Genomic DNA, 14,453 nt, shown 5'->3' with positions numbered 1-14,453 from the left:
TCAGTATTATTTATTTGAGTCCAGTGGCTAACTTATTCTTGAAATTTAGGTTTTTCTTTTTAAGAATTGATTGTCTGTTTGCGTAAAAAAACACCTCTCACATTTAAGTGAGAGGTGTCGGCATCCATCAATACCAGTTGACAGATACCCATATTATCTTTTAACGGTTAAAGAGAGTATCAATTGACTGGTGGTTATGGATCCGGACAATTGCTTCCTTCAGTAGGTCGGCTACGGACAACTGAACTAACTTATCAAACCGCTTTTCTTCAGGTAAATGAATGGTATCCGTAACGATAATATTTTCTAGCAGGGAATTTTGTAATACCGATACGGCATTACCAGAGAGAACCGGGTGCGTAGCTATTCCATAAATCTTTTTAGCACCAAACTTGGCCAGTACCTGCGCGGATAGCTTCATCCGAACACCAGTATCGACAATATCATCAACAACCAGTGCCGTCTTTCCCTTCACATCCCCAATCACGTATTCAGGAACGACCTGTTCCGTTTGTTCACGAACTTCGTCTGCCCGGTTATCAATAATCGCAATCGGTGCCTTAATCCGTTCAGCAAACTTCCGGGCGAAACTTACTCCCGCATGGTCAGGGGCTACCACCACAGTATCGTCATTAATCAGGTTGCGTTGGTAGAAATAATCAGCAAATAGACTAGTCGTCTGGAGGTGGTCAACCGGGATGTCAAAGAACCCTTGAACCTGGGCCGCATGAAGGTCAATCGTTACTAAACGGTTAATCTGATCCATTTCTAATAGGTTAGCAACTAGCTTAGCCGTAATTGGTTCCCGACTACGGGCCTTACGGTCTTGCCGTGCATAGCCATAGTATGGCATTACAACGTTGATTTTAGCCGCACTCGCCCGTCGTAAGGCGTCCACCATAATCAGTAACTCCATCAGGTTAGTGTTAACCGGGTCTGAGACGGACTGAATTACGTATACTTCACATCCCCGAACACTTTCGTCAATTGTAATCTTAATTTCACCATCAGCGAAATGGTTAACCGAGGCCTTGCTGAGTGGCAAGCCGATCTTATCGGCAATTGACTCCGCCAGTGGTCGATTTGAATTCAAAGCAAACAGCCGGACATTTTGAGCATCTTTTATCTGCGTCATCGTTGTTCTCCCTTTTTCCAAACAGTGTATAGCCTTATTATCGCAACATTTATCCTGGCAATCAAGTGGTACTTTCGTCAACTAAAGATCCTGGGGCCGAATCCCCTGCATTCCAATTAACGGGTCTACTGCTTCACGCGCAATCAGTTCTGGCGTCAGAATCGTCTCGCCCGTTTCAAGTGCTGGTTGAGGATCACTCTTATCATCAGTAGTTGTCAGCTGTTTGTTTAGGTTTCCCGGTGATGCTTTAGTTGACTGCCCTACTTTTCCCTGCCAACGTTCGGTTAACCGTGCCAATAAGGTCGTGTGCCGGTTAGTTCCCACCGTATGGACCGCCGTCGCTACTGCCTGGGCTTCACCCATGAGTACTAGCTTATCAGCTGCCCGGGTAATCGCCGTATAAATAAGGTTCCGCTGGAGCATTCGACTAAATTGGCGAACAATCGGTAACAGCACCATCTTGAACTGACTCCCCTGGGACTTATGAATGGAAATAGCGTAAGCTAATTGTAGCTGCCCCCATTCCATCCGGTGGTAGGTAACCTCATTACCGTCAAAGTCAATCGTCATGGATGACCCTTTTTTCCCCTTCTGGTCTTCAATGGCCACGATTTTACCAATATCGCCGTTAAAAACATTATTTTCGGGACTATTGACTAATTGTAAGACCTTGTCACCAACCCGAAAGGTCTGACCACGGAATTCAGCCTCGGTTCGTCCTTCTGCTGGTGGATTATAAACCGCCTGAGCGAGCTCGTTTAAATTATCAACCCCCGCCGCTCCCCGGTACATGGGGGCCAAGATCTGAACATCAGTTGCCGAAAAGCCCCGCTGTTGTGCTAACTTAATAATCTGTTCAACCACGTCTGGTACCTGCCAGGCCTGACAAGGAATAAAGGAACGATCGGCTTTTTTAGCCATGAGGTCAGCCGGTACCCGCCCCTCTTTGATTGCATGTGCTAGTGGAATAATTGTCGAGTCAGCTGCCTGACGGTGAATATTAGTCAATTCCACTTTCGGTAGTGGGGAAAAGGCTAACAGGTCATGAAAAACCTGACCAGGCCCGACGGATGGCAACTGGTCCTTATCCCCCACCAAGACGACGTGCATCGTGGTGGGAACTGATTGGACCAGGGTTTTAAACAGTAACGTATCCACCATCGACATTTCGTCAACAATCAGCAGCGACCCCTTTAGATCCCGTGCATTAAGGTCCGTCGGCAATTCCCGTCCGTTAAGGCCTAACAAGCGGTGAATCGTACTAGCCGGGAGGTCGGTCGCTTCACTCATTCGTTTGGCGGCGCGACCGGTTGGGGCCGCCAGTAGGATTGGGAAGTTTTTCTCCTTATACTGGTCAATATCCAGTGATAGCTGGTGAACCTTAGCATAGCATTCTACGATTCCGCGAATAATAGTCGTCTTCCCGGTGCCGGGGCCCCCGGTCAATAGCAGTACCTTGTTATTGAGGGCCGTTTTAATCGCCTGGACCTGAACCTGATCATATTGAATACCACTCTCTGCTTCTACATGGTGGAGGGTCTTAGTAATCGTCTCCTCCGCTACTGTCGACACCTTTGCGGTCATCAGCCGGTTAAGATGATCGGCGATTTGGTATTCAGCCTTATAGAGTGGGGTGGGATACAAGCGCTCCTGCTCATAGTTAATCTGCCGGTTCTTTTCCAGCTGGACAATCTGATCGGCAATTACGGCCGGCGGTACCAGTTGTCCACCACCTTCATTTAGTAACCGCTGGGCATTCACTAGGAGGGGTTGGGCACTGGTATAGGTGTCGCCGGTGGCCATCGTTAAATCATCTAGCGACTGGGTAATCGCTGCCGTAATCCGCCGGGGGTCGTCGGCCTTAATTCCAACCTTACGGGCGACCTGATCCGCGCGTTTAAAGCTAATCCCGTCAATATCCGTTGCTAGCTGGTAGGGGTTTTCACTAATGATGTGCAGCGCTTCATCACCATACCGGTCAACAATGCTACTAATCAAGTTACTTCCAAAGCCATAGTCATTAAGACCAATAATCACCTGGTCCAGTCCTTGACTAGCCTGCAGGTTCTCTATTAATGATTTCTTGATTGCCGACCGTAATTGAAGACCATCTAGTACGTGCGGATCGGCACTAATCTTATCAATTGCATTCGTCCCTAAGGCATCGACAACCTTTTCCGCGGTTTTCTGCCCCACTCCTGGGAACTGCTTACTGGCCAAGTATTCGACTAGTCCGGCCCGACTCGTTGGTTGGTTGACGTGGTAGGAATTGGCCTGAAACTGCCAGCCATAGCGGGGATGTTCGATTAATTGTCCCTCAAAACGGTAGGTTTGATCATCACTAAGGTCACCAAAGCTGCCCGTTACGGTGATTTCGTTTTCTGACCAGTCAAAGTTCGCCTCTTCTACTGACACCGCCAGTACCTTATAAAAGGAGTCGGGGCTCGTAAAAATTTCCGACTGGACTTGGCCAATAAAAAAAGACGGCTCCGTCGGCGTCTTGAATAAGTCCATTTCAGTTGCCATTGAAGTCATCCTTTCTCCAATTATTTATTTTTTCCTTGGGTAGTCCGCAGGGTCTTTTCAATTTCTGCCAACCGTTGCTCACTCTTCGCGTAGTAGGCTGGATTAAGCTGCTTAGCCTGGGCTAAGTAGTCCTGGTATGGTTCGCACAGTACCATTGCAACGATTCCACGGTTAAATTGCGTATCGGCCCGACCCGGGTGGTATTTCAAAATTGCATCGTAATACTTTTTCGCCGTTGTAAACTCACCCAAAGCCAGCAATGAATCACCCAGTACTTGGTTAATTTCCGGATCTTCTTGCCGTAACTCGTGGGCCGTGATTCCGTAAGCCACTGCCTGCTTGTGTAGCCCCTTCTTCATATAGCTTTGAGCCAACATTAGGTACGAATCCGCCTTTAACTTTTTATCGGTGATCTTGTTATAAAGGGCAATGGCCTTATCGGTCTTCCCAACTTCATAGTAGAGATTTCCCAAACCATAGTTTAAAAGATCAATTGCCGACTGGTCGGCCTTGGCTTCAAAAATCCCCAGTGCCTTCATAAAAAGCTCTTCTGCTTGTTGATAGTCATTGAGGCGGGTTAATAATGAACCGAGGTCGTAATAATTATTGACCTTATCTGGGTGTTCATCAATTGCCTGAATTAACTTGTGAACTAACTTCTCCGTCTCACGTTTCTTGCTATCTTTAAAATCTTTTTTATCAGTCATCACAGTCACCTCATTAAATGGTATCAGTTGGGTCAACCTTTGTCTTATGCAAATAGGATGTCTCATTCCACTGTTCCAACGTAAAGTGTTCTGCATCCGTCGTCTCTAAGATTGTCGTCGAGGTATTACTTAAACCTCCCCGATCCTTTAAGTGGGCTAACGGTGTCCCGACTAGGGCATTAATGGTTGCATTCAGGGCGGCACCATGTGAAACCACTAAAATGTTACTGGCCGGGTTTAAACGACAAAACTCCTTAATGGCTGAACCAACCCGGTCAATTACCTGGGCAAAGCTTTCACTCCCCGTCGCCTGTTCATTATACTGGTCCGGATGGTGACGGAAATTCTTTAACTCCTCAGGCCACTTCTTAGCCACGTCGGCGAAGTGCATCCCTTCCATCTGTCCCAGGTTAAACTCCATCAAGCGACTATCGATCGTCAGCCGGACCGGTTGATCGAGGTGTTCGATCAACTGTTCAGCGGTCACACGGGCACGCTTAAGTGGACTCGCATAAGCATGCGCAAAGTGAACTGGCCGTAAGTAAGCCGCTAATAATTTAATCTCCTGATAACTTTGGGGGAGCAGGGGTGAATCCCCATGCGCCCCCTGATAGCGGGATTCTAAGTTCCATTCAGTTTTTCCATGACGGATTAAGTACACTTTTGTCATTATTAATCGCAGACCTTTTTATTTAATATCTTACCAGAAAATTACTGGATTGTTCACACTTGATTTTGAATATGTATAAGTGGGGAAGCCCAATTGCTTCCCCTTTTTTAAACTATGTCTAATTAAACATACTGCAGCTGCCGTGCGCCATTGTAGGCCCGATCAATGATCGCACTACCTAGGCACTCTTCACCATCGTAGAAGACAACCGCCTGGCCAGGTGTAATTGCCCGGGCTGGATCATCAAACTCAACGGTGACGGTCTGACCATCAGCAGCAAGGTGAGCAGTCACGCCCACATCCTTTTGCCGGTAACGGAATTTTGCCGTGCAGTGGAAGTCATGACCATAACGGCTAACCACGTCATCGACCCAGTGAATATCGCTAGCATCAAGGTGGGTTGCATACAGGTGCTCATTATGGTAGCCCTGTCCCACGTACAAGACGTTCTTCTTGATGTCCTTGCCAATGACAAACCAAGGTTCATTGCTTTCCTTATTGCCACCGAGACCGAGGCCCCGCCGTTGACCAATGGTGTAATACATCAGGCCCATGTGCTGGCCGACAACCTTACCATCAACCGTCTCCATATTACCCGGCTGGGCAGGGATGTATTGGCTTAAGAATTCACGGAAGTGCCCATCTTCACCGATGAAGCAAATTCCCACGGAATCCTTCTTATCAGCAGTTGCCAAACCGGCCTCCTTGGCAATCTTACGGATCTCAGGCTTCGTGTAGTTGGCCAGTGGGAACATTACCTTATCTAACTGCTGGTAGTCCAGCTGACTCAGGAAATAGGTCTGGTCCTTATGCTGATCGGCAGCACGCATCAAGTGCATCCGGCCGTCAGCGTCCCGTTTTAAATCAGCGTAATGACCGGTAGCTACATAGTCCGCCCCTAACTGGTTAGCATATTCGATAAAGGCCTTAAACTTGATCTCCTTATTGCAGATCACGTCCGGGTTAGGTGTCCGTCCCTTCTTGTATTCAGCAATGAAATACTTGAAAACCCGGTCCCAATACTCCTTTTCAAAGTTAACGGAATAGTAAGGGATTCCAATCTTAGACGCTACTTTAGCAACGTCCTTATAGTCTTCAGTGGCAGTACAAACACCATTTTCGTCGGTATCGTCCCAGTTCTTCATGAAGACACCAACAACATCATAACCCTGCCGCTTTAATAGCAGTGCAGTTACGGAGGAGTCAACGCCCCCGCTCATGCCGACAACAACACGCGTGTGGCTGTGGTCAGTCATCTTTTATCACCATCATTTCAAATAGATTCTGGAATAATCTACGATTGAAGGTCGCATGCATCCAGTGTCGTCTATTGTAACAAAAAGCGCTAGTCCCTGCACTTATTTTTGCTCACTACTTATAAAGACGTTTCTTGTCAGCATTTCTTTTAAAATAAAGTGTAATTGTTCAACAAATTCGGCTGAACGTTGGTGGTTAAAGATGTTGATTTTGCGGGCCCCATTACCGGTAACGGTTTCCATCTTAAAGCCATCCAGGTCGGCATTAATCAAAATACGTAGGCGGGCAACCGGCTTGAAGGGATTATCGGTATCAAGACTCCCCTTATATTCAAAGTTACCCCGCCGGGTTTGCTCAAAGCCGAGATCAATCAAGGTGTACTTCTTAATCTCTGGACTAATGGTATAGGTCACTTGGTCACCCGGCAAGCGCACACTCTTCGTAAATTCCATTTTAGTTCAGCCCCCCATCAATTTGCTTTAACTTGTTAACGATCTTAACGATTGCCGCAATCAATTTATCAATATCTTCATCAGTGTTTAATGCCCCAAAGCTGATTCGAATCGACTCACTAATCCGGGGACTGTCCGGGCCAAACATCGCCGTTAGCACATGTGATGGTTCGATACTGCCGGCGGTACAAGCAGAACCACCGGAAACCGCAATTCCAGCTAGGTCCAGATCAGTTTGCATTACGTAAGTCGAGATGCCCTTAAACCAAAGATTGAAAACGTGGTTTAAATTATCGGGCTTAATTTCACCATTGACGGCAAAATCAATATCATGGTCACGCAATCCTTGGACGATCTTTTGCTTGAAGTGGTAGTAGCGGGCCTGGCGACGTTCCTTTTCTTCGGGCGTGTCTAGTTCCACCGCCTTCGCAAAGGCGGCCACTGCTGGTACGTTTTCGGTTCCAGCCCGGCGTTTGGTCTCCTGGTCGCCCCCCTTAAGGTAGCTGGGGAAGTTAACTCCATCGCGCCGGTACAAGAAGCCCATCATCTTCGGCCCGTTTAGCTTATGCGCCGAGGTCGATAATAGGTCGATATGGTCGCGCTTGACATCAATTGGTAAGAGCCCATAGGCCTGGACCGCGTCGGTGTGGAACCAAGCCTGGTGGTCTGCCAAGATCTCACCAATTTCATGAATTGGCATTCGACTACCAACTTCGTTATTTCCCGACATGATTGTCACTAAAATCGTATCGTCACGCAGGGCCGCCTTAAAATCAGCCAAGGAAATATTACCGTGTTCATCAACCGGCAGGTAGGTAACTTCGAAGCCGTGTTCCTCAAGAAAATGCAGGGGTTTGAGGACCGCCTCGTGTTCAATTGCCGTCGTAATAATATGTTTGCCTAGCTTCTGCCGAGCAAAGGCCGTTTGCAAGATCGCAGTATTATCGCTTTCGGTCCCGCCACTGGTAATTACAATTTCGTTGTCGTCAGCATTAATACTTTGGGCAAGGATGTGGCGGCTATTTTCTAGCACTAACTTTGCTTGCCGGCCGTAAGAATAACCGGTTGAGGCGTTCCCCCAGGTATCCTTCATTCGGGCCGTCATCTCATCAATTACTTCGGGCGTCATTGGCGTCGTTGCCGCATTGTCCAAGTAAATTTCCTTCATGGTTAAAACTTAACTTCCTTCCTACTTCGCTGCTAGATCACTAAAGAGTTGTAAAAGCATCTGGGCCGACCGCTTACCGGCATCAATAATAAAGTCGTCAAAGCTGACACCGGCATCCTCATCACCGGTATCAGACATCGCCCGTACCACCACGTATGGTACTTGGTGGTCAGTTGCCACCTGACCAACCGCAGCCCCTTCCATTTCACTAGAAAGCGCATCTGGGAAGTGCTTTAAGATAGCAGCAATTGCCTCCTTGCTAGCGATAAATTGGTCACCAGAAACAATTAATCCCCGTTTGATACTTAAACCGGTCTGTTCACCGGCCTTTTCGAGGGCCTTCCCCCACCTTTCCGAAGCAGCAAAGCGTGGTTCTTTCCCCGGCAATTGGCCATACCGGTAGTCAAAGGCAGTGGCATCGACGTCATGGTAGGCCGTTTCGGTTGAGATAACGACATCCCCCACGTGGAGACCCGTACCAATCCCACCGGCAGAACCAGAGTTAATTACGACGTCGGCACCACAATCGGTAATCAGGTGCTCGGTAGTAATTCCGGCTTCTACCTTCCCGATTCCTGATTCACATAGGACGACCTCTTGATCTGAAATCTTACCGAAGTAGTACTTCTTACCACCAATTTCTTTGACCTCTTCACCGGTTAATTGAGCCTTTAATTCTTTAATTTCTTCAGGCATTGCACAGATAATTCCGAAACGCATTTTTCCACTCCTCTTTAACCAACATAAAATAAAATTAGGTAAACAATTACGATGGCGATAATTAAACCGATAATTGCGATATTCAATTTTCGTTTAAGTACCGCCGTCTTTTGCTCTGCATCTTGTTCTTTACGGTCATCAGCGAACTGCTGCCGGCCAATTGACGCTAGCTCACTTGCCTCGTCATCTCTTGAGTCGTCAGTCCCCTGATGGTGACGTTGTCGTTCTAGTTGTTCCCGGTATTCCTTCCGGGATAACTGTTCTTCATTTAGGGGCCGTTGCTTATTGTCCATTCTTCTTCATTCCTTGCCAGTAGTAAATTGCCATCACTGTTTTGGCATCCTCAATTTCACCGCTGTCAATCATTGCTAGTGCTTGGTCAAGCGTTACCGTTTGGAGGACCAGTTGTTCATCCTGATCCTGCGGTAGTTCTTTATCGACGGGCCGCAATCCGGTTGCTAGGTATAAGGTCATATATTCATCCATGCAGCCGACCGAGGTATAGAAACTGGAAAGTTTTTTAATTTGGTCCGCCTGGTAGCGAGTTTCCTCATTCAATTCACGAACAGCCGCATGACGGGCACTATTTTCATCCCGCGAGTCAACTTTTCCCGCTGGGATTTCGAGCGTCGTCTTAGCAATTGGCGACCGCCACTGTTTTTCTAGGATCATCTTATTATCAGCAGTTATTGCTAATAAGGCTACAGCAGGTGCATGGTGGACAATCTCACGTTGGGCAATATTTCCCTGGGGAGTCTTAACCTGCTGGACCTCAACATTAATTAAGTGCCCTTTAAAAACCGTTTTAGTACTGAGCATTTTTTCTTCAAATTGCATTTTTCTACCCCCTACCTAATTACACGGACATGTGCTGCTTGGGGTCCCTTCTTACCTTGAACGACCACGAGGGTCACCTCTTCACCGGGATGCAAGACCCACCGGTGGTTTCCTTCAATTCCGCTGTAATGAACAAAGATTTCGCCTTCGTGGGGAACCGTGATAAAGCCCCATCCCTTTTGCTCATCAAAGCTCTTTACTTTACCTTTAAGCATTCTTTCACCTACTAAAATAAAAATACCAAGCAACAAGCGTCACTTGGTATTTTACACCGCCACAAAATGATTGTCATTGATTGACAGTGCGACGGTCATTTTTATAACGAATTTTTACTTTTCGAGTCCCTCAGTAACTGTTTCAGGGAAGTTTTCCCGGACAATCTTGGCACAGCGAGCACACAGCATTGGGTAAGCATCATCAGTCCCCACGTCCTCTTTGACCATCCGGCAACGTGAACAAGTTTCCCCTTGCGCTGGCGAAACCTTAACGGCAACTCCATCGTTGTACTGGTCCGCATCATCCCCGGCTTCTGCCAGTGGGTGAATGTGTAATGCCGAAACACCCAAGAGGAGGGCAACATTTTCATTCAAACTGTCAACAAGCTTTTGCTGGTTTTCATCTAAGTAGAGGTCAACTTGCGCCTCTAAGGACTTACCAATTTGCTTGTCATTCCGGGCTTCTTCCAGGCCCTTCAAAACATGGGAACGAATTTCCATGAATTGGTTCCATTTATTAAGTAGTTCTTCTTCGTTATCGAAGGTTCGTGGGTCCGGAATTTCAGTTAATTGGGCAAATTGTTCTGGTTCATCCATGTATTCCCATACTTCTTCAGTGGTGTGAGGAAGGATTGGGGTTAAGAGCTTCACCATCGTCAACAAGATGTTATAGAAGACCGTCTGCATTGAACGCCGGGCAGCAGAATCTGCTGGTTCAATGTAAAGGACGTCCTTCGCCAGGTTCATGTAGAAGGCTGACAGGTCGTTGTTAACAAAGTTGATTAACAGCTTGTAAGCGTCCAAGAAGTTGTAGTCGTCAAAGTAGTTCCGCATCTGCTTCAAGAAGTGGTTTAACTTAACCATCATGTACTGGTCAACACTAGCCATCTTGCCGTAGGAAACAGTATTTTCGGCGGGGTTAAAGTCACCGGTATTAGCCAGCAAGAAGCGGAAAGTGTTCCGTAGCTTACGGTAAGCTTCGGAAATCTGTTGGAAGGTGCCCATGGAAACCCGCACGTCAGCAGAGGTATCAGCAGACATTACCCACAGACGGATAATTTCAGCCCCCACCTGCTTAACAACCTTATTTGGATCAATTACGTTCCCCATCGACTTCGACATCTTCTTACCCTTCTTATCCAGGGTAAATCCTTGGGAAACGATCCCCTTATAAGGGGCCTTACCAGAGCAAACCACGCTCGTAATCAGACTGGAATTGAACCAACCACGGTACTGGTCAGAACCTTCCAGGTAAAGGTCAGCGGGGTAAGTCAGGTAGTCACGTTCGGCCAGCACACCCTGGTGGGAAGAACCGGAGTCAAACCAAACGTCCATGATGTCGGTTTCCTTAGTAAATTTTCCGTGCGGTGAGTGTTCATTAGTGTAACCTTCTGGCAAGAGGTCCTTAGCATCACGGTCAAACCAAACGTTTGAACCGTACTCAGCAAACAGGTCCGCCACGTGGTTAATCGTTTCTTCTTCCATGATCGGTGTCCCATCTTCAGCGTAGAAGATCGGTAGTGGGACACCCCAAACCCGTTGCCGAGAAATTACCCAGTCACCACGGTCCTTAATCATGTTGCGGAGCCGAACCTTACCCCAAGCTGGCTTGTAGTCAACGTCTTCTAAGGCATCCAGGATGTCTTGCCGCATCTTGTCAATGGAAACGAACCATTGGTCAGTAGCCCGGAAAATGATCGGCTTCTTGGTCCGCCAGTCAAATGGGTAGGAGTGCTTGAGTGGTTCTTCCAGCAAGAGTGAGCCAACTTCTTCCAACTTCTTCAGCGAAATATCATCCGCGTCTTGGTAGAAGACACCATCAAAGTCGGCACCATTCTCCTTGGTCAGTACCCCTTGGTCGTTAATTGGGGCAAAGATTGGCAAGTCGTGGTCCAAACCGAAGTGGTAGTCATCATCCCCGTAACCAGGAGCGGTGTGGACCAGGCCAGTACCGGCATCGGCGGTAACGTAATCAGCCGTCCCCACTAAGATATCCCGGTCTAGGTATGGGTGCTTAGTAACCATCCCGTCCAGGTCATCCCCAGTCAGGTGCTTAACGACTTCGTAGTCTTCCCAGCCGAGCTTTTCAGCAACACCGGCCAGTAATTCCGTCCCGATGACAAATTGCCGGTCGTCACCAGCTGGCTTAACGACGGAATAGTCAAATTTTGCATTTACCGCTACGGCTTCTGAGGCCGGCACTGTCCATGGTGTCGTGGTCCAAACAACCAGGTAGGTGTTGTCATCTAAAATTCCCTTACCATCTTTAATTTGTTCGGCAAAGAAGGCCGTCTTGGCAACCACGTCATGGTATTCAACCTCGGCTTCTGCCAGGGCTGATTCTGATGACCATGACCAGTAAACTGGTTTCTTCGCCTGGTAGAGTAAGCCCTTCTTGGCAAATTCACCAAAGACCCGGATCTGAGCCGCTTCAAACTCCTTATCCAAGGTCAAGTAAGGGTGGTCCCATTCACCGCTAACCCCGAGCCGCTTAAAGTCGGTCCGTTGCTTGTCAACCTGTTCTAAGGCGTACTTACGACAAAGGTCCCGGAATTCAGATGTTGACATCTTCTTGCGGTCATAGCCAGCCTTAGTCAGTTGGTGCTCAATTGGCAAACCGTGGGTATCCCAACCAGGAACATACGGGGCCCGGTAGCCAGACATGGACTTATAACGGATAATGAAGTCCTTGGAAATCTTGTTCATGGCGTGACCAATGTGAATGTTTCCATTGGCGTACGGAGGGCCATCGTGGAGAACAAACGTTGGTTTCCCCTCGTTTAACTTTTGCCGTAGTTGATAAACTTTATTTTCTTCCCAAAGCTGCTCACGCTTAGCTTCAGTCACCGGTAATTTCCCCCGCATCGGGAACTTAGTCCGGCCCAGGTTTAATGTATCCTTAACCCGCATGACAATTACTCCTTTCTCGTTGCCATATTGAACCACTAAAATAAAAAAGCGCTCCATCCGTACAGGGACGAAGCGCTCGTGGTACCACCCATTTTTAAGGCCAAATTAGCCTCCTCAAGTCATTGAATAACGGTAATGGGCCGGTCAAGACTACTTAATTCGTACTTGACACTCCGAGATGATCAGGAGCCAGTAATACCATCAGCCTCTCACCAGCCGCTGACTCGCTTGGGTATTAACAGTTGACTCCACTTCTCTTCAACATTTTATTTGGTAGTTCAATACTTAATTGGTGCTAGTTCTGATCCTGATCGCTGTCCGGGAAGACTACTACCGTCTCACCCGAATCAACCGGCTGGGCTGGTGTTGAAGAAGCACCTGCTAACTCACTCTGACTGTCGGCAGTCGAACTAGTAGGTTCAACTGCTGGTTGATCAGCGACTCCAGCTGGACTAACGGTCGGTGTCGAACTAATTGTTGTTGATTCTACACTGGCAGATGAATCCTTGTCAAGGTTCTGACCTAAGATCTTTTGAATTTCATTGTATTGTCCTAAATCATCATCTGCTAGTAACTTATCCCATTCGTCACTTCTGACGACCTCTAACTGTGATTCAAGCATTACCTGGAGACGTTGGCGGAAAATACGGGTTTGCTTTTTGAGATCGTTGGTTTCCGTAGTGAGCTTACGAGTCTCTTCAACACTCTGTTCAATTACCTGGTTCGACTTCTCATTAGCCTCCGAAACAATATCGGTGGCCTGCTTTTGGGCCTCACGAACCATGATATCAGCTTCCCGTTTAGCATTTCCCTTAACCTTATCCGCCGCTTCCTGGGCCACGAGGATTGACTTGTTTAACGAATCCTTTAACTCGCTAAAGTACTTCAGCTTTCCCTCATCCGCCTTAACAGTTTCCTTAAGCGCATGATTTTCTTCGGTCAGTTCCTGAACCGTCTGTGAAACCTGCTCAATAAACCGACGAACTTCATCTTGATTAAAGCCCCGCATCTTCGTTGAAAATTGTTGTTCATTAATATCTTTAACAGTTAGCCCCATTGTTATTCCTCCAATTTATGCATGAACCACCGATAATACTACTTTTTCTTTTTGCTTCCGCGTCTGTCCATTATCCGCATCGATCCTGATCCGACCACCGTGCCGGACCGAAATTAAGTCGTGCTTAACAACCAGGTCATCCGGCCGGGTCACGGTCTCCCAATTTAGCCGCACGAGACCGTGCTCAACCAACTGTTTGGCACGGTTACGTGAATAATTAAAGCCCGCCGCCACTACCGCATCTAACCGCAGTGACGAGACCGTCGTTGTGACTTCTTCCCAATCCTCCACCGGGTGAAGGATCGCCGAATCATCAACCAGCTGCCACTTAATTTTAGCACGGCCAATATGGCGAACATTAGCCCGTAAGTATTTGGCCATGGCAGTCGTAACAACCACTTGCCAGCGACCATCAGCACCAAGAATATCGCCAAAAGCGCTGCGTTCTAATCCTTCACCAATTAACGTCCCCATAATTTGCCGGTGGTGAAGTTCAATAAACTTGGTCGGATAATCGACCTCTAGCACTACTAACTCAAAATCTGCTTTTGGGGGCTGATAATAGCTTGGATAAAACAATAATCGTTGCATCTCCGCACCTGACCAGCCACCATCACTGGCCAGCTGAACATCATCTTCCCGGTTTACCATCGTCTGTGCAATGTAACGTTGCCGGGGATTTAGAAAGGACGTTAAAACGGGCCGGTACTGGCCCACAGCGGTACTAATCCAGTCGGCAACCTGGTCAATTAACGGTGCTTCACTAGGCCGAAAGTGTTGCTTAATATTTTCTTCCATT

General features: G+C 47.6%; 14 protein-coding genes. All 14 read right to left on the bottom strand.

From position 1 onward, the window contains the following. Window positions 1-160: 160 nt before the first annotated feature. The 14 genes from ACI31H_RS05495 to ACI31H_RS05430 all read right to left on the bottom strand — a co-directional run bounded on the left by ACI31H_RS05495 (window position 161) and on the right by ACI31H_RS05430 (window position 14,452). Window positions 161-1,135: a ribose-phosphate diphosphokinase gene (locus tag ACI31H_RS05495; protein WP_439770990.1), complete on the bottom strand. Its 975-nt coding sequence runs from the start codon at window positions 1,133-1,135 to the stop codon at window positions 161-163. A gap of 81 nt (window positions 1,136-1,216) precedes the next feature. Then, on the bottom strand, window positions 1,217-3,661 hold the full coding sequence (recD2, locus tag ACI31H_RS05490) for an SF1B family DNA helicase RecD2 (protein ID WP_439770989.1): 2,445 nt from the start codon (window positions 3,659-3,661) through the stop codon (window positions 1,217-1,219). Window positions 3,662-3,681: 20 nt separating this feature from the next. Continuing rightward, window positions 3,682-4,368: a tetratricopeptide repeat protein gene (locus ACI31H_RS05485; RefSeq protein ID WP_439770988.1), complete on the bottom strand. Its 687-nt coding sequence runs from the start codon at window positions 4,366-4,368 to the stop codon at window positions 3,682-3,684. Between the two features lie 13 nt (window positions 4,369-4,381). Then, the gene (locus tag ACI31H_RS05480; protein ID WP_439770987.1) at window positions 4,382-5,038 is read right to left on the bottom strand and encodes a histidine phosphatase family protein; all 657 of its coding nucleotides are present in this window, start codon (window positions 5,036-5,038) and stop codon (window positions 4,382-4,384) included. 122 nt (window positions 5,039-5,160) lie between these two features. After that, window positions 5,161-6,294, bottom strand: a complete 1,134-nt coding sequence (gene mnmA, locus ACI31H_RS05475; protein WP_439770986.1) for a tRNA 2-thiouridine(34) synthase MnmA — start codon at window positions 6,292-6,294, stop codon at window positions 5,161-5,163. Between the two features lie 102 nt (window positions 6,295-6,396). Then, the gene (locus ACI31H_RS05470; RefSeq protein ID WP_439770985.1) at window positions 6,397-6,747 is read right to left on the bottom strand and encodes a DUF1831 domain-containing protein; all 351 of its coding nucleotides are present in this window, start codon (window positions 6,745-6,747) and stop codon (window positions 6,397-6,399) included. 1 nt (window position 6,748) lies between these two features. After that, complete coding sequence (locus ACI31H_RS05465) at window positions 6,749-7,915, bottom strand: cysteine desulfurase family protein (RefSeq protein WP_439770984.1); 1,167 nt, start codon at window positions 7,913-7,915, stop codon at window positions 6,749-6,751. Window positions 7,916-7,936: 21 nt separating this feature from the next. Beyond that, window positions 7,937-8,635: a 5'-methylthioadenosine/adenosylhomocysteine nucleosidase gene (locus ACI31H_RS05460; RefSeq protein WP_439770983.1), complete on the bottom strand. Its 699-nt coding sequence runs from the start codon at window positions 8,633-8,635 to the stop codon at window positions 7,937-7,939. A gap of 14 nt (window positions 8,636-8,649) precedes the next feature. Further along, window positions 8,650-8,928, bottom strand: coding sequence for a hypothetical protein (locus tag ACI31H_RS05455; RefSeq protein WP_439770982.1), 279 nt, complete (start codon window positions 8,926-8,928; stop codon window positions 8,650-8,652). Continuing rightward, entirely contained in the window at window positions 8,918-9,472 is a 555-nt protein-coding gene (locus ACI31H_RS05450) for an NUDIX hydrolase (protein ID WP_439770981.1), read from the bottom strand. The genes ACI31H_RS05455 and ACI31H_RS05450 overlap by 11 nt, the downstream gene beginning before the upstream one ends. An 11-nt stretch (window positions 9,473-9,483) precedes the next feature. Beyond that, on the bottom strand, window positions 9,484-9,687 hold the full coding sequence (locus tag ACI31H_RS05445; RefSeq protein ID WP_439770980.1) for a cold-shock protein: 204 nt from the start codon (window positions 9,685-9,687) through the stop codon (window positions 9,484-9,486). 114 nt (window positions 9,688-9,801) lie between these two features. Further along, window positions 9,802-12,597: an isoleucine--tRNA ligase gene (ileS, locus tag ACI31H_RS05440; RefSeq protein WP_439770993.1), complete on the bottom strand. Its 2,796-nt coding sequence runs from the start codon at window positions 12,595-12,597 to the stop codon at window positions 9,802-9,804. Window positions 12,598-12,892: 295 nt separating this feature from the next. After that, complete coding sequence (locus tag ACI31H_RS05435) at window positions 12,893-13,654, bottom strand: DivIVA domain-containing protein (protein ID WP_439770979.1); 762 nt, start codon at window positions 13,652-13,654, stop codon at window positions 12,893-12,895. Between the two features lie 15 nt (window positions 13,655-13,669). Beyond that, the gene (locus ACI31H_RS05430; RefSeq protein ID WP_439770978.1) at window positions 13,670-14,452 is read right to left on the bottom strand and encodes an RNA-binding protein; all 783 of its coding nucleotides are present in this window, start codon (window positions 14,450-14,452) and stop codon (window positions 13,670-13,672) included. Window position 14,453: the final 1 nt, after the last annotated feature.

This window comes from Limosilactobacillus sp. (assembly GCF_051873035.1).
Taxonomy (GTDB): domain Bacteria; phylum Bacillota; class Bacilli; order Lactobacillales; family Lactobacillaceae; genus Limosilactobacillus.
The sequence above is the reverse complement of the archived record's forward strand: the minus strand, read 5'-3'. Positions and strand labels throughout refer to the sequence as shown.

Bases quoted from the DNA above. Each gene is read 5' to 3' on its own strand.
- ACI31H_RS05450 (WP_439770981.1), bottom strand. From the start codon at position 9,472: ATGCAATTTGAAGAAAAAATGCTCAGTACTAAAACGGTTTTTAAAGGG.
- ACI31H_RS05495 (WP_439770990.1), bottom strand. From the start codon at position 1,135: ATGACGCAGATAAAAGATGCTCAAAATGTCCGGCTGTTTGCTTTGAAT.
- ACI31H_RS05435 (WP_439770979.1), bottom strand. From the start codon at position 13,654: ATGGGGCTAACTGTTAAAGATATTAATGAACAACAATTTTCAACGAAG.
- recD2 (WP_439770989.1), bottom strand. From the start codon at position 3,661: ATGGCAACTGAAATGGACTTATTCAAGACGCCGACGGAGCCGTCTTTT.
- ACI31H_RS05445 (WP_439770980.1), bottom strand. From the start codon at position 9,687: ATGCTTAAAGGTAAAGTAAAGAGCTTTGATGAGCAAAAGGGATGGGGC.
- mnmA (WP_439770986.1), bottom strand. From the start codon at position 6,294: ATGACTGACCACAGCCACACGCGTGTTGTTGTCGGCATGAGCGGGGGC.
- ileS (WP_439770993.1), bottom strand. From the start codon at position 12,597: ATGCGGGTTAAGGATACATTAAACCTGGGCCGGACTAAGTTCCCGATG.
- ACI31H_RS05485 (WP_439770988.1), bottom strand. From the start codon at position 4,368: ATGACTGATAAAAAAGATTTTAAAGATAGCAAGAAACGTGAGACGGAG.
- ACI31H_RS05455 (WP_439770982.1), bottom strand. From the start codon at position 8,928: ATGGACAATAAGCAACGGCCCCTAAATGAAGAACAGTTATCCCGGAAG.
- ACI31H_RS05430 (WP_439770978.1), bottom strand. From the start codon at position 14,452: ATGGAAGAAAATATTAAGCAACACTTTCGGCCTAGTGAAGCACCGTTA.
- ACI31H_RS05465 (WP_439770984.1), bottom strand. From the start codon at position 7,915: ATGAAGGAAATTTACTTGGACAATGCGGCAACGACGCCAATGACGCCC.
- ACI31H_RS05480 (WP_439770987.1), bottom strand. From the start codon at position 5,038: ATGACAAAAGTGTACTTAATCCGTCATGGAAAAACTGAATGGAACTTA.
- ACI31H_RS05470 (WP_439770985.1), bottom strand. From the start codon at position 6,747: ATGGAATTTACGAAGAGTGTGCGCTTGCCGGGTGACCAAGTGACCTAT.
- ACI31H_RS05460 (WP_439770983.1), bottom strand. From the start codon at position 8,635: ATGCGTTTCGGAATTATCTGTGCAATGCCTGAAGAAATTAAAGAATTA.